This window comes from Xenorhabdus beddingii, assembly GCF_002127545.1.
Taxonomy (GTDB): domain Bacteria; phylum Pseudomonadota; class Gammaproteobacteria; order Enterobacterales; family Enterobacteriaceae; genus Xenorhabdus; species Xenorhabdus beddingii.
In genome coordinates, this window is record NZ_MUBK01000001.1 from 110,685 (window position 1) to 129,580 (window position 18,896).

The 18,896-nt window shown below is 43.0% G+C and carries 17 protein-coding genes and 1 pseudogene; 2 read left to right on the forward strand and 16 right to left on the reverse strand.

Annotated features, from left to right (window positions below):
* Positions 1-449 precede the first annotated feature (449 nt).
* Complete coding sequence (gene mutH, locus Xbed_RS00480; RefSeq protein WP_086110996.1) at positions 450-1,133, forward strand: DNA mismatch repair endonuclease MutH; 684 nt, start codon at positions 450-452, stop codon at positions 1,131-1,133.
* 84 nt (positions 1,134-1,217) lie between these two features.
* Positions 1,218-1,393 (forward strand): annotated as a pseudogene (locus tag Xbed_RS00485) (IS30 family transposase); the annotation flags it as partial.
* A 147-nt stretch (positions 1,394-1,540) separates the two neighbouring features.
* Here Xbed_RS00485 and Xbed_RS00490 read toward each other — a convergent pair.
* The 16 genes from Xbed_RS00490 to Xbed_RS00565 form a co-directional block, all read right to left on the reverse strand.
* Positions 1,541-2,329: an ABC transporter permease gene (locus tag Xbed_RS00490; protein ID WP_167371841.1), complete on the reverse strand. Its 789-nt coding sequence runs from the start codon at positions 2,327-2,329 to the stop codon at positions 1,541-1,543.
* Entirely contained in the window at positions 2,329-3,102 is a 774-nt protein-coding gene (locus Xbed_RS00495) for an ABC transporter permease (RefSeq protein WP_086110998.1), read from the reverse strand. Before Xbed_RS00495 ends, Xbed_RS00490 begins: the two co-directional genes overlap by 1 nt.
* Complete coding sequence (locus Xbed_RS00500; protein ID WP_086110999.1) at positions 3,099-4,118, reverse strand: ABC transporter ATP-binding protein; 1,020 nt, start codon at positions 4,116-4,118, stop codon at positions 3,099-3,101. Before Xbed_RS00500 ends, Xbed_RS00495 begins: the two co-directional genes overlap by 4 nt.
* A 2-nt stretch (positions 4,119-4,120) precedes the next feature.
* Positions 4,121-5,668 (reverse strand): GMC oxidoreductase, encoded by a 1,548-nt coding sequence (locus tag Xbed_RS00505; RefSeq protein ID WP_086111000.1) that lies wholly within the window; start codon positions 5,666-5,668, stop codon positions 4,121-4,123.
* Positions 5,669-5,731: 63 nt separating this feature from the next.
* The gene (locus tag Xbed_RS00510) at positions 5,732-6,754 is read right to left on the reverse strand and encodes a glycosyltransferase (RefSeq protein ID WP_086111001.1); all 1,023 of its coding nucleotides are present in this window, start codon (positions 6,752-6,754) and stop codon (positions 5,732-5,734) included.
* Positions 6,744-7,028: an SPASM domain-containing protein gene (locus tag Xbed_RS00515; RefSeq protein ID WP_139837437.1), complete on the reverse strand. Its 285-nt coding sequence runs from the start codon at positions 7,026-7,028 to the stop codon at positions 6,744-6,746. The genes Xbed_RS00510 and Xbed_RS00515 overlap by 11 nt, the downstream gene beginning before the upstream one ends.
* A 21-nt stretch (positions 7,029-7,049) precedes the next feature.
* Positions 7,050-7,451, reverse strand: coding sequence for a radical SAM protein (locus tag Xbed_RS00520; RefSeq protein WP_086111003.1), 402 nt, complete (start codon positions 7,449-7,451; stop codon positions 7,050-7,052).
* Between the two features lie 20 nt (positions 7,452-7,471).
* Positions 7,472-8,173, reverse strand: a complete 702-nt coding sequence (locus tag Xbed_RS00525) for a glycosyltransferase (RefSeq protein ID WP_086111004.1) — start codon at positions 8,171-8,173, stop codon at positions 7,472-7,474.
* Complete coding sequence (locus tag Xbed_RS00530) at positions 8,157-8,690, reverse strand: glycosyltransferase (protein ID WP_167371842.1); 534 nt, start codon at positions 8,688-8,690, stop codon at positions 8,157-8,159. The genes Xbed_RS00525 and Xbed_RS00530 overlap by 17 nt, the downstream gene beginning before the upstream one ends.
* A 21-nt stretch (positions 8,691-8,711) precedes the next feature.
* Positions 8,712-9,620, reverse strand: a complete 909-nt coding sequence (locus tag Xbed_RS00535) for a radical SAM protein (protein WP_086111006.1) — start codon at positions 9,618-9,620, stop codon at positions 8,712-8,714.
* Positions 9,621-9,783: 163 nt separating this feature from the next.
* Positions 9,784-10,905, reverse strand: a complete 1,122-nt coding sequence (locus Xbed_RS00540) for a 2-deoxy-scyllo-inosose synthase (protein ID WP_167371843.1) — start codon at positions 10,903-10,905, stop codon at positions 9,784-9,786.
* Positions 10,906-11,024: 119 nt separating this feature from the next.
* Positions 11,025-11,300, reverse strand: coding sequence for a DUF6137 domain-containing protein (locus tag Xbed_RS00545; protein WP_086111008.1), 276 nt, complete (start codon positions 11,298-11,300; stop codon positions 11,025-11,027).
* Positions 11,285-12,058, reverse strand: a complete 774-nt coding sequence (locus tag Xbed_RS00550) for a PIG-L deacetylase family protein (RefSeq protein WP_086111009.1) — start codon at positions 12,056-12,058, stop codon at positions 11,285-11,287. Before Xbed_RS00550 ends, Xbed_RS00545 begins: the two co-directional genes overlap by 16 nt.
* Positions 12,055-13,305, reverse strand: a complete 1,251-nt coding sequence (locus Xbed_RS00555; RefSeq protein ID WP_086111010.1) for an aminotransferase class III-fold pyridoxal phosphate-dependent enzyme — start codon at positions 13,303-13,305, stop codon at positions 12,055-12,057. Before Xbed_RS00555 ends, Xbed_RS00550 begins: the two co-directional genes overlap by 4 nt.
* Positions 13,298-15,187 (reverse strand): hypothetical protein, encoded by a 1,890-nt coding sequence (locus Xbed_RS00560; RefSeq protein WP_086111011.1) that lies wholly within the window; start codon positions 15,185-15,187, stop codon positions 13,298-13,300. Before Xbed_RS00560 ends, Xbed_RS00555 begins: the two co-directional genes overlap by 8 nt.
* A gap of 7 nt (positions 15,188-15,194) precedes the next feature.
* Positions 15,195-18,893: a hypothetical protein gene (locus Xbed_RS00565; RefSeq protein WP_086111012.1), complete on the reverse strand. Its 3,699-nt coding sequence runs from the start codon at positions 18,891-18,893 to the stop codon at positions 15,195-15,197.
* Between the last annotated feature and the right edge of the window lie 3 nt (positions 18,894-18,896).

An 18,896-nucleotide genomic window follows, 5' to 3' on the forward strand; every position in this document is an offset into this window, starting at 1 on the left:
CGATAATAAATACCCATTATTTTTCATTATGTTAATCTATTTCACCCCCCTTTTTGCGACGCAGATCACTCGATAAAATGTCCATCTTTGCTCACACTGGGCAAATATCAACCAATGGTGATTTTATCCACAGGATATGCCTTTTAGTTAAACAAAAATCGCCTATTTTTGCAGAAAACCCCCTTCATTAGCGCTGTAAATCAAACCAGTGATCGTACTTTTTATCACTTATCCCATAAATCTGTGGATAACATGGTGTAAGATCCTGTTTATTATTACTGGGAATCCGTGAACAATCATAACAAGTTTATTTTTAATCCAGAGAACATAAATTAAAAGATCTTTTATATCATGCTATTATCAAAATAATGATCATAACGATAAATTAGCAATGACTTTCAATCATCAACAAGAACATTTTTTAACCAGAAAAAAATATACTTTATAACATGTACTTTACACCTCCGACACCACCTGAAAACGAGCAACAATTATTCGAACGCGCCCATTGTCTGGCCGGTTTATCCATGGGTGAACTCGCTACACAAGCCAATCTCGCCATTCCTCCCGATTTAAAGCGTGACAAAGGCTGGGTTGGTATGTTGCTGGAATATTATTTGGGAGCGAGTGCCGGCAGTAAACCCGAGCAGGATTTTGAACACATCGGTATCGAATTGAAAACGATCCCGGTGGATAGCAAAGGCTCCCCATTGGAAACAACCTTTGTCTGCGTTGCCCCTTTAACGGGTAACAGCGGCATTACCTGGGAAAATTGTCACGTCAGGCGGAAATTATCCCGTGTCCTGTGGATACCCGTTGAGGGGGAAAGAAGTATTCCACTTTCTGAGCGCCGCGTGGGTTCCCCGTTACTCTGGAGTCCGAATGTCATTGAAGAAGCGTTGCTGCGTCATGATTGGGAAGAGCTGATGGACCTCATTGTATTGGGTAAAGTCGAGAGCATCACCGCCCGTCATGGTGAAGTGTTGCAATTGCGCCCGAAAGCCGCCAATAGCCGGGCAGTGACAGAAGCCATAGGAGAATACGGTCAGCCAATCATGACGTTGCCCAGAGGTTTTTATTTGAAGAAAAACTTTACCGCACCGTTATTGGCTCGCCATTTCTTCTATGAGTAACTACTTGTAAACCTTAATGGGCGCAAGCCCCCTATTATTTTAGTACACAAATAGATTTAAAATTGCAGCTAATCCCTGAATTTCCTAAACGAGAATTGTAATGGTTTGCTACGCCAGTTTATTCCCAAAGGGACGGACTTACAGAAAGTCAGTGATGAAGAGATACAGAGAGTGGTTGTCTCCATCAATTATCGGCCGAAGAAACGTCTGGGTTTTAGGCAACCCAAGTGGTTTTTGACGAACTACGGCAGGTAGCATAGGTGGCGATTGCACTTGAAAGTTGAATCCGCCAATTCATCCCAGATCTATTGGCCGCCCTTTGATAAATTCAGCTCCATTAGTGATCACCTTCCCCTTGAATAGCCTCATCTGCTAAACCAACAGTATTACTTAAAGGAGATTTTTACTCAGCTAGAAGCAGAACGATAGCCACGCAATGCGCGTTTCCAAACTAATCGTGACACGATAAAGAAAAAGGTAGCTATTCCTAGCGAGCCCAGTGCTAGAGGTAAGGTCAATCCCCCTAACAGCGCCATAACTGGTGCACTGGTCATGACACCAATGGGGATCAGAAAACTAAAGATTATCCGCCAAGGCATACCAAATAGGTGGATAGGCCAGCGAGCAAAACCCAATAACGAAGAGATAACATTGGTCAAGTTTTGTATGCGAATTAATGTAAAAGAGGTAGCAATCGCCAGAACAAACAATGCGTAAGCTGTGGCAAGTCCACCGATTGATAAAATGATAGCCATAGTGACGTTAATAAATGATGGTTGAATATCGAGCTGTATAAAAGCATAAATAATCAGGCCAAGCCCAAAGAAAAAATCGATCACTTTCCATAGCCTGATATCAATAAGTGAACAGAGGAAAAGCGAATCAACCGGGCGGATTAAAATATAATCAAACAAACCTGTTCGAATGCCTGAAATGGCAGAGGAAAGACTGGGAGCAATTAAGCCTTCGACGGTAGCAGTTAACATCATATACCAGCCCATTAATACCAGCATTTGCTCAAATGACCAACCTGCAACAGAACCTCGTTCGTTAAACAACACGAACAACGGTAAGAGTTGCAATACCGCCATGGTAAGTGAGAGTAAACCGTCTATTATAAAATCCCACCGGTATTGCATTGAACGTTTTACACTTAAGAGAAACGCCATACGAATGACTGAAAGAGAATATCTCATTATCCAAACGCCAAATAACGGCGGACGCCTTGCCGCCAGACAAAAAGTGCAGTAGCGCACAGCAGTGCTACTAGTATGAATTGTAAAGTTACCCATTGGGCAGCAATAAGCAGGGAATGTTTTCCGGTTATTATCTCTACTGGCAGAGAAATCACAAATCGGAACGGTAGCCAAGTGGCAATCTTTTCTACCCATTCTGGTAATAAGGCCAAAGGAAACATATAACCTGATAGAACACTACTGGCAGCCACATACATTTTATGTATAACCAATGAACGCTCGATCCAAAAAGTCAAACTCCCGATCAGCAAATGGATACTTTGATTGATTAAGAAAGCCCCCAATAATGCTAATATAAATAAACCAAATTGAGGTAAAGTGAATGGTTGGCTCAGGAAACTCATCACCAGAGCCAGTATCAAAATAGGTATCGCAACAATCAGGCTTAATATCAATTCGGCAATGGTAATTGCCAGGTAGTTGATAAAAGGATGAATAGGCCGCATTAACCAAAATGAAAGTTCACCAAGACGGATATTTTCGTTAATTTCCCAGACACTATTACAACTGGTTAATATGGTGGTAACAAGGACGGCAATGTAGTAAAGATTAAAATCCTCAGAGCTATAGCTCTGAAAAGGACCATTTTGAGTTACCGATCTCCAAAAAATTAACATTATTAAAGGCATACTGAGTGTTACTAGCCAGAGTAAAAACTCGGCTCGAAAGGAGAAGGTTTCAAATAATCGGGTTTTTATAAGAGCAAAAATCATGTTAGTTCACCTTGATTAGTCAATATATTGTTTTCGATTTTATTTTGACTAGGATGACCAAAAATCTGGCGCAATATTTCTTCCAGTGGAGGATCTTCTATGGTGAGATCAATTGCCAGTTGCTGTTCAATCAGAAAATGTATAAGTTTGGGGACATGGTCACGATGAATCCGAATTTGAGAACGCTCTTCTGTTTGTGAGATAAGTACGCCAAAACGTGCAAAATCGGGAATATTGATCTGACGATTCATAGAGAAAGATATTATTTTTTCAGGGGATTGTTTCGCCGTGAAGGTTCGCAGGTCTCCATCATAGAAAATCGTACCGTGGTCAACAATAATAATTCTTTGACATAATACTCGTACATCTTCCATATAGTGTGAAGTCAGCAGAATAGTGGCGTTATGGCGGTGATTATATTCAGCAACAAAATCACGCAAAGCGGCTTGCATGGCGACATCAAGTCCAATAGTTGGCTCATCAAGAAAGAGCACCTTAGGTTGATGTATCAATGAGGCCGCCACTTCACATCGCATACGTTCCCCTAATGAAAGCTGACGGGTAGGTTTGGTCATGATGGTACTTAGTTGCAGTAATTCGCCCAATTCTTTCAGCGTTTTTTTATGTACAGGTAAGGGAATTTCGAACAGTACTCGGATCATTTCAAACGTATCAATGGGCGGCAAATCCCAGATTAATTGTCCCTTATTACCCATAACAAGACCAATGCTATGCAAAAAAGTTTTTTCACGCAGATAGGGTGTGTGTCCCTCGACGGTGATTTGTCCACTGCTGGGATGTAATAACCCACTGAGTAACTTTACTAATGTGGTTTTGCCTGCACCATTGGGACCTAGTATTCCCACTCTCTCGCCATCTTCTATCTGGAAGCTGACATTTTTTAGCGCAGCAACTGTTTCATACTTCCTTTGCCAGAGTGAACGTAGTGCAGAATGGAAACTTTCGTTACGTTGATGCACTTGATAAATCCTAGAAACTTCTTCTGCTCGGATCATATTCAGTCAACTCCAACAACATGTTGTGCAACACGTAATGCATTTGCTTGAATAGTGAGAGTGGGATTTAATCCACCGGGAAAAGGCATAAAGCTGCCATCCACAACATAAAGATTTTCGAGTTCGTGGACTCGACAGTTAGGATCTAAAACCGAGCGGGTCGGATCTGTACCACTGCGGCATGTGCCATGCAGATGGGTACTTCCTTCTTCAGAACGTGTGCGCTTAGAATGAATTTGCGTGGCACCTGCTGCATGGAGTATATCTGCACTGCGTTCTGCCATATAGGCTATGCGCGCCAGATCACAAGGTGCAGCTTTATAGTCGATCATGATTTTAGGGATACCCCAAGCGTCACGATGGGAAGAGAGTTTTACTCGATTTTCATAGGCAGGCGTATCAGCAATGATGGCTTCGAGTTCTAATGGTATCTGCTCAGGAAATTTTGTGGCAGCAGGGAAAGTGCGTGCCTCGTATATTAATCCTCCCATTCTACTTGGGCAATGAGCATCAAGGTAGTGATCCAAAATAGCCATCGTGGAAAATGGGCCGCGTAGCCCAACCCCATGATCACACATAGCATGAGTCACTGGTACCATGCCACGTATACGCTGACTGAGCTTCATACACAATCCACGTCCAACGAGGTCATGTCGATTTCCAATGCCGTTGGGTGCAAAAGGCGTTGTTGATCGTAATAAAAGCGCTGCACTCTGTATTGCGTTACAGGCCACAAAAAAATAACGAGCTTTCACATTACGAATGTTGCCATCTTCCAGATCTAGGCATCGTAGCGCACTGATTTGTTCGGAGCGTTCTTGTTCCAGTGCGACTCCTCGGACACCAGACAGGAGAATAAAATTGTTGTGAGTGATCAGTTGATTGATATAAATGTTGAGAACATCACTTTTGGCACCGCTGGGACATTGGAAGTCAATACAGCGTTTTTCCTGTGTACAACGTTTAGGATCAATTGCCATCGGTGTCGGGAAAGGATGATAGCCTAGTTGTTTTGCCGCTGTTGCCATGATATCAGCCGGTAACGACATTGGCAGGGCATTACCCCCTTCTTTCACAGAAGCGGCATGTGGCCCGCCACAGATATGTAGCTGCTTTTCGATAATGGCATAGTATTTTTCTAAATCTTTAAGATGAATTGGCCAGGCAATATCAAGGCCTATTCCTGATAACCAAGGTCGAGCATCGAAATCACAATCCTGATAACGAAAAGAAGCACCACCATAAAAGAGCGTTCCCCCACCTACGTTTCGTGTACTCCAAGGCCACCCTCTCTCTTCCCAGCCATTTTTGCCCTTAATCTCTGCCATCGGAGAAGAACTATCTACCTCTTCTTGTGTTACTTGAGGTGCAAGTAGGTTTCCTTCTTCTATCATAATTACCGACCAGCCACATTTTTGCAGTGCATTAGCGACTACTGCACCACTGGCACCACTACCTATCACACAAGCATCGGAAATTAACTCATCAGGTGCATGTTTGAATCCATGAAAATGGTGTGCCCCTAATAGTAATTTTTCTTGAGTTGACATTTTGTTGTTTTCTCCATGATCCGTTATCACTACCAATGTTCATTTCGGTTGAGTAAGCTGTTTTCATTGGTATTGTGCTGCTATGTTGTTTAGCAATTGGCTATAAGCAACCCCCACGTCATTCCATGACCAGTCAGATCGTGGAACTGGAGTCAGCCTTTTAATACCGTCTTCTTTCAACCAATCAAGTAAAGCGTTGTTATCTTCAGCAAGATGAGCCGCAAAACGACGAGTCGCGCCCGAATGGCTATAGGCCACAACGGGTATGCCTAGTTGTACGGCTTCGGCGGACAGAAAATTGAAAGTCTCGTAATAATCACTTAATACCAGTGCGGCGCAAGTTCCACCAAAGATGCGTTTATGGTCTTGTTCCAGATCGTAATAATCAAAAATCTTGTGCCGTTCATCCAACTTTAAGCGATTAAAATAGCGTTTGGCTTCTTTACCTCGCTTCGACCAGTTGTTAAATAGGATATGCAGATGCATCCCTTTCGCCAGACACGCCTCAATAATCGGAGAGAGCTTCTCAAGCCCCACTTTGCCTGCCAGTAAAACAACCGGGCCGCTGGGAGAATGATAATTATGAGCGGGGATATGATTAGCTGCCCAAGGGATGTAATGGCGTTTGGGGAAGCAATATGTCCAAGGGGCTTCATAAAAAAAGATATCAGCAGCATAAGCATCTGGGGATACGGCACTTGCTAAGCAATCTGCGGAATTTGCTCTGGGCTGATGAGCATGACAGGCAGACAAACTGACATGAGAATGGGTGAGGAACGAAACATCATGCCAGATTCGGATTGTACGCTGTCTCAGAAATTCTGGCGCTTGTTGGCCAGCGCGAAATAGCTCACTTTCCATTAAAGGAAATAGGGCAGTGATATTTTGGAGTGAGACTTGCTCTGCTAACTTATTAAGTGTGTTGTATTCTTGAGCAGAATACCAGATAACCTCAATACCATAGAGAGGTAATATATGCCCAAGATTCCAATAAGCTGTTTCTATTCCTCCCCATCCACGGCGATCAAAATTATCTGGATACCGCTCTATCAATACCGTATGTTGTGGTGTTTTTTTAAAGGACATAATCGAACGCCTCACTTTTTTGATGTGAGCGATTATTGCAACGACGGCAAATTTCCGTTGCATTTCGATTTCCACATGAGAGTGCTTCACGAGCCTGACGGAATTGAGGTGAATTCCAGATTTCCATGATAGGGCTGTCAAAGATATTGCCGAGAACTACTTCCTCTTTGTTATCCTCATAGCAAAGCACGACATTCCCTGTGATAGTGATAATCAACATGTCTGAGGGAGCAAAACAGGGAAGATTTGAGACAATTTCTGGTCCGGCGATCACATTGCCCGCACGATTGGTTAGCTATAACTGATCAGGAATAAGCCAGATAAGATCAGGTTTGGGTGCGCCGGGTTTGCTGTCGTGCTGAGTGATAATAAACTGTTTAATGCCATTTTTATGTAACAGTTGATATTTTTCATCCGTCAGATAATCACCATTACTATACAGGATTTGTCTGACTTCCGGCAGCCGTTCAGTGACTCGGGAGACAAATTGCGGTAACTTAGGATGTAGTAGCGGTTCATTATAAAAATGGTAAGAAAGTCTCCCGGTAAAATTCGCTTCTTCCAGTCTGTCGATAACACGCTCAAATTGCTCGGGTTTCATTCTGTTAGGAGCATCCCGTGGTGCTATGACATTAGGACAATACACACAACGTCGGTTACATCGTGAATTGATTTCAATCTCTACCATAGAAAACATATACTTTATCCTTACGAGAGTTATTTGGTAACAGATTGCTCTACTAGCTCTTGATAGATATTTTTTAATCGAGGCAGTACAGTGTCTGGTGCAAAGATTTCTATCGGATTTTTATTGTCATCACTATCGTTGATGATGGGAGAGCGCTGAGGTTGAGTCAGTACACGGTTAATACAGTTAACTAATTGGTTTATATCTCCGGCAGGAGCGAGCAGTTCAGGTGAAATTTTTCCCAGTATTTCGTTAATACCGCCAACAGCATAGGCCACCACCGGTACTCCTACCGAAGTTGCTTCAATGGAAACACCACCAAACTCTTCGTGTTCTGACGGCATAACAATGACATGACATGCAGCAATTGCGGTTGCCACTTGATCATTGGGGATAAATCCCGTGATAGTAAATTGGGACTCTAGATGATGTTGAGCAATAGCCTCTTCGAGTCTATGTCGTTGTGGGCCATCCCCCACGACTAAAAAATGTAGATCAAGATGACGCAGCCGATCAGCCACAGCAACAAAATGTGTCCAACCTTTTTCTTTTGCTATACGCCCAATAAATCCAATGTTTTTTGATTTTAATCCATATTCTTGCCGAAACGCCTGTATTGCTGATTCACCTGGATGTCGGAACTGTTTGGGATCGACAACGTCAGGAATGATCTCTACACGACGAGCATAGGGACGAATGACATCAGTAGTGCGTTCAGGTCGTTGTTGCAAGTTTTACCGCTTTACGCTCCAGAAAACGAGCCAATTTATGTGTCATGCGATCCCAGATTGACATCGGTTGATAAACGGAAAGCCGTGAACAGTGGATTGTCAGTATCAGTGGACAAGGTAACAATTTAGGAACTAGATAAGCGACCAACAATGCAGGGATTTGCCCATCAAGATGGAGATGAATCAGATCAAAGGGTTTTTGTCGTGCTTTCTTGCGGATCGTAAATAACGTCGCCAGTGCCCAGGATAGAGTGAGTCCCTTTAACCCAGATAATTCTGAACGGAATTCGGGTAACTGGATATAAGTCCGCTCTACACAGAGTTCGGGGTGTAAATGGCGTTCGCGTGGTAGTCCAGGAAAACCGATGGTCATTACATGCTGTTGTACCCCTTGTTGAGCCATCCACATTGCTTGTCGCCAAATTTGGATCTGCATTCCCCCTACGGAGTCATATTTAGCGGGCCAGTTCTTGACATCGGGGTGGTGAAAAAAAGGTGTTAACCGCAATACACGCATTACTATTTCCTCTCTAGCCATTTAATCATACAGAGCCATACGGTCACGTTGGTTATTAAATTCCTGATGAGAAAGACAAGTACCACATGGGAAGTTGTTGTATTCTCGTTCGTCCTGTAATCCTTCAATTTCTAAATGACTGGGAACGGGGGAGTAACAATCACACTTCACCATGGAGATATTTTCACCCTCTATGTAATAGTTGAAACCATTGCGGATCTGGTCACAGATGAAATCACCACGGCGCCCATGTTGATAAATATGATCCCAGCGATCGAAAAATGCCTTACGCTCCAAAAAGGGCGCTTTATGGAGTTGTTCGTAATTGAGATGTACAGTGAGTGGCCGGCCTTTAGTTGCTAATAGGGGTAAAAAATGCAGACGACCAGTGAAATTACGAGCCTGTAAGGTATCTATAAATTCATTGATCTCTTCAATGGATTGACCGTGATAGACGCATTGTAGTTCAGCAGAAAGGCTAATGGCATGGTCTAAAATAATATCGATTTGTTTTTGTTTTAAGCCACGAGCCTTATTCATCTGCTCAGTATGTCCGTCAACAGAAATGACCCAGAGCAAATCAGGACGCAGACAGGCAGGAAAACGCGTGCCATTTGTGAGCACTTCGATGAAATATCCTTTTTCCACACATTCTGCCAGAAAATCGAGTATTTTTGGGTAAAGTGTAATCTCTCCATCCGCTTCAACCCGAAAGAGCGTATCACTCGGATTAAAACGTGCCATAATTCGTGTTATTGAATTAATAACCGCTTCCGTGTTCACTTTAGCTCGCTTTACCTCACAATAGCTGCAACGTAAATTACAGGAGGTTTTAATCACAATATTACGATAACGGCGTACCCTGCGGGTTACGGGAGGCCAAGCTGAAGGTGGTTGAATACTATGTATTACATTAGTTATATCTGACATAACATCCCCTAAGAATCTGGTTACTGCGTATAGAACACATTTGTAATAACCTCTAGAACGGGAGAACGCTAATATGGTACTGATCAGTTTTAACTTCTTTTCTGCGCGTTTCGTTGAACAAGTGCCGGACAGACTGTAATCAGATTACGATTAAACTTTCAGATTACTTAAAAATATGCTGCCGCAACATTGATTCAACTAAATCAACAGGCACAAGCGTTAAGGGATGCCCTTCATTACTCCAAAGGGGGACCCCTAATTCATTTAACAAAATCATCGGAATTTCATTGGGATTAGCGTGTAAATAGCCACGTTTATTATCAGATTGCAGTATCTGCATAATAGCTTCTGGTGTTGTTCCTACTGGTGCCTTGATATCGACGCCGTTAAGGTGAATCAGACGGTAGTGCATATCGCGGGCTTGTGATGTCAACAAACCAAAGGCGTGAGAAATTTCGGCGGCAACTATCATGCCAAGTGCCACGGACTCACCATGAGTCAGTCTTCCATTACAGCTTAATTCGATAGCATGCCCCACCGTATGGCCATATTCGAATATAAGAGCATGATGCTTTTCCCTCTTATCGTTAATCATGGCTTTTTGTTTGGTGAGAACACCCGCTTGAACGATGTGAGCAAGTGTTTGTTCGTCGTAATGCGCTTCTGCATTCAGAGTGCGGATTAAAAATGGGATATTTTCGGTTTCTAATATCAACACATTTTTAATGATTTCGCATAATCCTGACCGCAAGTGTTGGGACGGTAAAGTCAGCAGAAAAGCAGTATCGGCAAAAACGGCTTCGGGTGTATGAAAACAGCCCATAAGGTTTTTGCCTTGTGGCATGTTCACTGCTTGTTTAAGTGAAATAACAGAATCGCTCATTGCAATCAGGCTAGTGGGAATATGCACGAAGCGAATACCACGGAAGAGTAGCGCAGCCAGCAATCCTGCTATATTTCCGATGACCCCCCCTCCCATCGCGATAATCACACTTTTGCGGTCAATACCGGCGTTAAGCAATTTATTTGCAAGATAATCTAATGTGTTTAGTGATTTGTTGGCTTCTCCTTCTGGAATTGACCAGACCCAAACCGGCACCTTTGTTTTTAGTGTTAGCCGTTTTGCGAAAGGTGTAGCATGAAGCTGGTTGACGGTATCGTCAGTAATGATATGCAGAGAAGATGCCTCCATTTCAGCTAAATATGCTGAGATCTCCTCTGTGCAGTGCCCCCCTATCCAGAAAGGGTAAACAGCATCTTCAAAGTGCAATTCAATTTTATTCATAGAATGCGCATTATCTTGAGATGAACAGGATAATATATTGCTTTTGTCATTTGGCTTATGAGTATTAATGGATATGGTAATGCAATTTTTTTCATTATTTATCATGTTATTACCTGTGATTAAGGTGATAATGGCATAAGGTCATCAGATGATTGTGCATTAAGTTTCTTGTTTATTATTTCCGCGAGGTGATTAATTTCCATTGATAGATGTTCGTATTTCGACCAGCCCAGAGTGCAGTCAAGGAGGGCTTCCAGACGTACCATAAATTCAATGGCATCCCGTGCAGGGATCTCTAACCGTCCTCGCTCGATTAATACTTCTGCATCATCTCCCGTTGTTTCACAGGCGATTTTTATAATTAATCGACGAATATAACCTACTGATATTGACATATTTTCTCCCAAAATCTTTCTGCATGGTGAACGGTTTTCCCTGTATGGAAATACATCTGTGCCAGACGCTGTGCATGAGCAATGATTGCATTAATCGTTTCCTGATCGGTTTGGCTAGCATAATTAGATAGTGCTGTGTACTTATCCGCTAATGTTTGATCAATACTGATGGTTTCTAGTACTCTTAATTTTCGTTCCGTCAGCTGCTTTTCCAAAATATCCAGTGTAAATTCATATGCATAGGGTAGATCTTCATAAAAAACGAGTTGCCATTGATTATTCTGTAATGAGCAAATAGCATGATGGACAATCTGGTGGTCGATATGATGACCAATGGCGGCTGGCGCAATCACAATATCAGGTCTAGACTCCGCTAAGACTTGATGTAGCTTCTCCAATACGATTGAAGTTCGTATGTCATCAGTAAGTTGTCCCTGAGTAAATTCCAATTGGCGTTCATTTCCATCGTCATAGCCAGACAAGCTGGAATCGGATAGCCCAAGAGGGTATAACTTCATCTTAAAATTTTGACAAAAAGTCTGCTCTTCTTTTACCCGTACTTTACTAATAATAGCGGCCCCCGAATTGCGCAGTGATTTAGGAAGCGCCCATCGGCTTTGGGTAAATACGGTCACAACCTCTAATGTAGATACAGCCGCAAGTTGTGAGACGAAGCCGCCTATCGAATAAGCAATATCATCGGGATGTGGAGCAATTAGGGTCAGGCGTTTACCATACCAGTCTTTTATTCTGCTCATATTGCATTCCTTTGTAACCAATGGATAGCATCGGCAGCAGGCATAACATCACTGGCACCATCGATCATATTGAATGCAGCTTCCATTTGCCGTTCAATAGAGACATGGATTTGATTATGCATAGAAAAGTGCTGAGCAAGTTCTGAAAATACCTGCTTGAAACGTATCTCCAATTCAGTTAAAACGGCTTCAGTTGCCAGCGATATAGCCTGATTATCAAACTTATACAGTAATAGCCGGTGCTTAGCGCAAGCCATATAGAAAGCTTCATCCAATTCTGGCGTTGCACAAATAAATTGTAGTAATGGCCCATCTCCCATCACTTTTATTGGCAATTTTGCCTGTGCAATCAGTGTGCGTAATGTGTTTGCCAGCATTGACCCACATGTCGCTAGACGTTTATAACCTTGTTCGTTATGCATATATTTCAATGTGGCTAAAGCTGCAACAATAGGTACGGTGTCAAAGTAGGCGGTATAAGTCATGTGTTTAGTTTTTTGCATCATGTCAGAAGGTCCGACGAGACAAGATAAACGTTGCCCATTGCATAGCCCTTTGGCAAAGGTATAAAAATCAGCCTGTTCACCAAGAACCAGTGATAACGCAGAACCCGCCACTGAACGATAACCATTCTTGACTTCATCACTGCAAAATAGAACTCCATATTCACGGGCAAGATAGGCTATTTTCTTTAATGTTTCTGGTTTGAGATGTACATAATCAGGAGAAATCATCACCATTGCGACTTCGCCATGATAGTTTTCTAACACATCTGCCAGTAATTCGGGTATGAAGTAGAAATCGATAATGCCGCTTTCATTTGGTTGCAAAAAATGGGAAGACGAAGACCATAAATCTCCCCAACCGTGGTAACCTGCGCTGACGATGATTTTTTTTCCTGTTATCTTCCGGGCACACTGGACAGCGGCACGGCAGGCTTCAGTTCCTGAACTGAAAAAAGCAACTTGCCCATTGGGGATACCACTGTCAGCAATAATAATCTCTGCGAGAGCTTCAAAAGACTCTGACCAGCAGGTGGAAGATCCCAGTTTATTATTTAAACTAGCGATGATTGCTTCTGTGACTGCCGGATGATGGTGTCCCAACGTGATGCTACCTTTGCCATTCATTAGGTCAATATAGTCTCTTCCATCACTCAGTCTGACAGTAGCGCCACTTGCAGATAAAGCATGTAAGTTTGGTGCTGGAACGGCGACATCAGAAGCGATTTTTTCAGATTTACTCATAGGCACTCCTCAATATTTCAGTCGGTTGCATACTTTCGATAATCAAGTCGTGATACTGGGTCAAAGTTTGAAATAATAAGGTGATATCTTCACATAACCGTATCTTACCTATAGGGCTAAATTGACGTACATCCCGGCGGAAACCGTCGAGTAGTAAAAGCAGTGCAACAGGTAAGGAGGTATATATCACGGGTGAATTATCATTCTCTGCCTTGTTATCGCTGTACAGCAGCTGTAACGTGGTGGGCGGTAGCTGATATACCAATAGAAAAACTGCCATCTCCAGTTCTGGCCAGCTTATACCTCCCCAATTAGCCTCTTGCTGAAAACGGTAGAGATGCCCGTCATTATCAATTTGCCAATGCCAATCACCAAAGGCATGACTAAGGGAAGAGCGTCTTGGTCGGGTACTTCCTGCAAAAAGAGGAATATTGAGCGAATTTAGCCAGATAGGTAAGTCAGGTAATTTGTATTCACCTATTTTGTGTTGTAAGCGTTCCCATGCATGACGAATGGCTGCGCCTATTGGAATCTGAGGTAGCTGGCCGGAAATAACCATCAATGGTGATTGGCTAGTAGACTGAATAACAGTGTTGCACTGTGTAAACCAAACCTGCTGATTTTCATGAGATGTTTCAGCTATCAGATCACGTAATGGACGTAATCCCGGAAGATGTTGAGATATATGATAACCATCAAAAAACCACGCCTTAGGATGGGCAGTGTTGGCTTGCTTTATTCGATTGAATTCAGTCAGCCCATAGATACTTTCTCCTATAAACCTCAAGTGCAACAAGGGTTTTTCATGTCTGTCCGTAACTAACAAGGGAGTTTTTTTGGGGTTAATCAGCCTTCTTGCATATTTTTCCATTGCGGACGAATTCCAGGGCAACCAAGCCTCACCCAAGCCATATCTCTTTTCCATTGTTGGACAATGGATAAATATTTGTGTATCAGTGTCGTTTATTACTGCCGGATTCAGTAAATCAGATGGAGGTATTGTGGACGCTAGCGTAGAAAGAAAGTGGCAGTGATCATTTTTTAACAAGAGTTGCCAAAGTGGGCGCTGTTCACGTACCATCAGCGGTGATCGCGAAAAAACGGTTGACCATGAAGCGGATTTTGTGATTTTTCTCACATGCCCAATGCTAGCAAACCAGATGTTTTCAGCTTTAAAGGCTAACGATTGCGCAAGTATTTTAACAGTACTGCCGGTATCGGGTTGATCATCAACAATCACAACGTCTGGACGTTCCGATTGCGTGTCAAGAAGACGAAATAGAGAATCCAGCTCCGAATGGTGATATTGACAATAAGCATTAATATTCCTTAAAGGGCGTAATGTTAGCCATTCAGGGGACACTCCATTAATCTGCGTTAATCCTGCAACCCAACGTGGAGTGAGAAAACTCCCACCACTGCGGAGGCCGACAACCACGATGGGGCGCCCGGAGGCAAATTGGTGGGCGAAACGAATTGCATCATCCACACAAACTTCAGTATCCCCTAAATCATAGCCATAACACTCTGGCAAAGGGAGAGCTAAAATACGGGTTAGCAAGTCCATCCAAGGAGAAAACTGCCCCTGCAATACAAGGCTTATTTGTTGGGAACACGTCGTTTCTGCCGTGATTTTGTGGCCACAAGCGATAGATAAAGCAGCCTGTTGCGCATGTATAGCAGAAAATTTGGTTTGATGGCGGATTGATGACGACTGTTGACTCGCTTCAGCAAGAAGATTCAGATCACTCCATATTTGTCCTAGGGCGCAAGCTGATACATAACCATCGCCATTTTGAGCATATTCGGTGGTGAATAATTTCGCCACTAATTCTGAGGGGGTAATCTGTATTCTGGCGATATTGTCAGGATGTTTGGTCATTTTGCCCTCATTTTGTGCGTATCGCACTAATAATCGCAATCGGATCAACTTCAGACAATTTAAAACGACCTTTCTCCTCTACAGCAATATGAATCAAAGCTTGTTGAATACACATCTCAATTTCTTCTGTTACGCCATAGGGGACAAGATTGAGTTGCCTGACAAACTGTTGACGCTGACTCTCAGTAAGTACATTCGCATGATAGGCAAGTAAATACTCCTTGCAGCGTTTAAATTGACTTTGCCAGATAGCTATTTCATCTGCGATAGCAGCGGCTGAGTTAGCATTCACTGCAACATAAGGAACGTGATGCAAGACTAAATTACGCAATCCCGTATTTTCTGGTGCGGTAATTAACTGTTGTAACGTGATCACCAAATCACGACGATGTAACAGACTGACAGCAATGCGTTCAGCAGCAACAAGAGATAAGGGTTCCTGTACCATCCGCATAAGGGTTTGCTCTGGCCATTTTGCTGAAAAGAGCAATCCTATTTGTCCGGCGGTGGTATGAAGACACTCCCACTGTTCCTGATCATCTTCTGTTTTTTCCAATTGCTCAATAATACGGTGAAAAATCTCCCAGGCACGGTCAAAACCAGCAAGGTAAGCGCGAGTGACCTCATCACGAACAAATTCATTCAAGCAGAGTGCAGCGAGCATTGACGCAAAGGGCAATGAATAGACTGTGATACGTTGGACAGAGAAATCAATCACAGATCGATAATCGACATAAGTCTGGAACAATTCACGCCAGGGAGAATGACCCAGCATTTCATGCACATGTAAAACTTCATCGTTAGGTACATAGGAGAAATCATAAGCGGTATCGAACAATACCCGCAGCCAAAGCACCAATTGTTCCAGATCGTTGTCCTGCCAATGCAAACCATCAAAACGCTTTAAGCGCAGGAAAAGTGTCCAGGTGCCGAACTGACAGACCTGATTTGATGATATCTGCCATTGAGGATTCCATTCTGCGATGCGTGACGCTAAGGCATTGAAGACATGTAAACGACCAATATCCTCTTCCGGTGCATTTGGAAGTTCGCAAAATTCCACAACCAATTCTTTCTGATTAAAGAGAAAGCCAGCTTTGTGTACGACAAAGGGGAGTGAAATCTCAAAGAGATTATTGGATAACCTTAACAGGCAAGAACGAGCATCACCAAAACCATCTGCGATACTGATCAATTTGCGCAAGCGAGTAGGTAACTCAGGTCCTGATTCAGCCCGGAAACGAACTAGCATCCATTGATGTAATAAATTATGCAACTGGTGCGCATTTTCTATCGGTAGTTGTTCCGGTGTCATATTACCTGCAATGGGTATTAAGGACTGCCAACGTAAGAAATCATCCCCCAAAAGTTCCACAGTATCTTCTTTTAATTCAAGGTAAAAGGTGTCAGGCACTGGAAAATGACGCGCATGTTCTATCCAGTTTTGAAAAGAATATAGTGCTGCTTTTTCAGTGACAGAAAGTGTTGATAGCCGGGCAAATGCCATCCAACCACTGAGTAAATCCAGATAATTTTGATACGTTTTCACATCGCGTCTATCAACCAAATCGGCTAACACTGCCTTGAGCACCTGATCATAAGTATCCACTAAACCTATACGGCAAAGTGCTCTCAAAGTGGATAATTTCGCTTGATATAGCGTTTTCATCATACGGTCTGTGGATTGTAGTAAATCGGCAGCTTCACTTGCTTCAGCCAGTGCAGCGGCGGCTTTAAAACGTCTGAGTGGTGCCAGAAAAGCAACATAATCAGCAAATGCTTTGGGGGTACAGACCAAATTAGCCAGTGCGGTAGGTGGTAGCTGACCATGATGAATGACTTCAAGCAGTTCGTGAACAGAAAGTGAGGATCCCACTTTATCAGCTAACGCGTGTAAAATGTTTACTCGGTCAGTATCTTCATAAATGGGAAGAATCTCTGTATCTGCAAGCACATGAAGCATACATTCCAGTAATAGAGGTCCATCCCCATTTGGGGACATTATTGCCGCATCAACCCATTGTGCTAATGGTAGAACAGGTATTTTCTCAATCCATGCTTCGGTTTTGATGAATAACATAAGCAGACGCAGATCATTTAGTTGATTAACCTTCTCTGCTAACATAGGGATCGCCTTGCATAAATGCGGTAATGTCGATTGAGGAGCTGTTTTGGCTCTGAAAGCACAGAGATAATAGGTTGTTTCTTCCGTTGCTGACCAATAAGAAGGGTAAAGCGTCATCACTTCCTCGCCCATTTTTGCGAGCAGCCAACCCGTTAAACTTGGACTGCGGACAGTATCACCATGATGTATCCAAGCGTCCGTTGGGAAAAGGCTACGTTGTCTGAGTTCAAGACCTACTTTTTCCTTTAAAACTGGCAATCCCGCCAGCGTATTTTGTAAGACATCAGAAAGATATTGAGAAGTCAGCTCTGTAATAGGTGGTAAGGACTCACTATCGTCAAATATACGCTGCACAGAAGCAGGCAAATTAACCGTTTCAGTGGATTCTGTTTTCAATTCGATAAGCGGTTTTTGTGTACTGAAGTAGGCTTGCTCTCCCACACTATCAATGACAACCCATGAAACCGATGGGATATTGGCTAACTGGGTAAGAAAAACCGGTAATTTTTGCTGGCGGAACATGATACCGGCATGTTCACTGGCAACACCGGATTCAACGAAGACAGCAACAAGCGTGGATTGTACTGACGGGGAAAGACTCAGGTAACGCGACCATGCATCGTCTAATGTTGATGTTGAAAGAAAAGCGCCTAAAGCGGGCTTGGTAGGATGCAGTAATGCTGCCACAGGAAATACTTGCATACAGCGTGCCAGATCCGTTTTTATTTCAGAGGTTAATTGTTCAACCTGACGTTCAAGTGCATATCCCGGTGCGGGGCGAACCTGCACTAACCAAATCTTATCCACATGAACCTGGCGTAATTGCGTACCATGCCACAGGGGAGAGGTTAAAGTTGGCCAATGATAAGCAACAGAATTAACTCTCGAGCCGGGAGATTGTGCAGACGCAAAACCAAAACCGAAGGCCAATTCTCCCCGGACTCCTTCAACGCCATTTAACGTTAATCCGGTCACGGATACCAGACCATGATCTGTTTCCAATACCCACTCAGTATCTAATGCTGTTTCAGAAAAATATTGATGTAATTTATTGATAATTTTATATAAATTATGACATTCATTAGCTATAAGATAAGGAGCCTGTAAGGAATCCATGATAGGCGGAATATCTTCTGACGGTGCATCTTCAATCAATTTTTGAACGAAACAACTGATAGGTTGTGGTTGATAATCAGGATCACTTAATCTCTGTTGTTCAATGGACTGAGATTCAAATCCACTGAAAGTTACCGCAGAAAGTGTATCGCTAAAATCTGCCGAGCAATGACAGATGATACTGGCATAACCTCCGGCATTGACGAAGGTATTACCATCTTCCAAACCGGCACTACGAATAATCCAGGGGGGAGGGCCACAAACTTCCTCTACCTGTTTAATCCAGTCAAGGTGTTCAGCGATGTCATTACTGTAGAGAGTGCGTAACAACATGTTATCAACATGTGGGTGACTTTCTACAATGGCAAGCGCTTTATCAGCTATAAATCCCACTAAAGGTGGAATAAATGTTGAAAAATCAGGGTGCCGGGAAAGTTGTTGTAATCGTTCAAATTTAACCGTCATACG

Excerpts from the sequence above, each read along its gene's own strand:
- Xbed_RS00520 (WP_086111003.1), bottom strand. The coding sequence starts at position 7,451 with ATGTTTTCTATGGTAGAGATTGAAATCAATTCACGATGTAACCGACGT.
- Xbed_RS00500 (WP_086110999.1), bottom strand. The coding sequence starts at position 4,118 with ATGATCCGAGCAGAAGAAGTTTCTAGGATTTATCAAGTGCATCAACGT.
- Xbed_RS00565 (WP_086111012.1), bottom strand. The coding sequence starts at position 18,893 with ATGACGGTTAAATTTGAACGATTACAACAACTTTCCCGGCACCCTGAT.
- Xbed_RS00560 (WP_086111011.1), bottom strand. The coding sequence starts at position 15,187 with ATGACCAAACATCCTGACAATATCGCCAGAATACAGATTACCCCCTCA.
- Xbed_RS00530 (WP_167371842.1), bottom strand. The coding sequence starts at position 8,690 with ATGCGTGTATTGCGGTTAACACCTTTTTTTCACCACCCCGATGTCAAG.
- Xbed_RS00510 (WP_086111001.1), bottom strand. The coding sequence starts at position 6,754 with ATGTCCTTTAAAAAAACACCACAACATACGGTATTGATAGAGCGGTAT.
- Xbed_RS00505 (WP_086111000.1), bottom strand. The coding sequence starts at position 5,668 with ATGTCAACTCAAGAAAAATTACTATTAGGGGCACACCATTTTCATGGA.
- Xbed_RS00540 (WP_167371843.1), bottom strand. The coding sequence starts at position 10,905 with ATGAATAAAATTGAATTGCACTTTGAAGATGCTGTTTACCCTTTCTGG.
- Xbed_RS00490 (WP_167371841.1), bottom strand. The coding sequence starts at position 2,329 with ATGAGATATTCTCTTTCAGTCATTCGTATGGCGTTTCTCTTAAGTGTA.
- Xbed_RS00550 (WP_086111009.1), bottom strand. The coding sequence starts at position 12,058 with ATGAGCAGAATAAAAGACTGGTATGGTAAACGCCTGACCCTAATTGCT.
- Xbed_RS00535 (WP_086111006.1), bottom strand. The coding sequence starts at position 9,620 with ATGTCAGATATAACTAATGTAATACATAGTATTCAACCACCTTCAGCT.
- Xbed_RS00545 (WP_086111008.1), bottom strand. The coding sequence starts at position 11,300 with ATGTCAATATCAGTAGGTTATATTCGTCGATTAATTATAAAAATCGCC.
- Xbed_RS00495 (WP_086110998.1), bottom strand. The coding sequence starts at position 3,102 with ATGATTTTTGCTCTTATAAAAACCCGATTATTTGAAACCTTCTCCTTT.
- mutH (WP_086110996.1), top strand. The coding sequence starts at position 450 with ATGTACTTTACACCTCCGACACCACCTGAAAACGAGCAACAATTATTC.
- Xbed_RS00555 (WP_086111010.1), bottom strand. The coding sequence starts at position 13,305 with ATGAGTAAATCTGAAAAAATCGCTTCTGATGTCGCCGTTCCAGCACCA.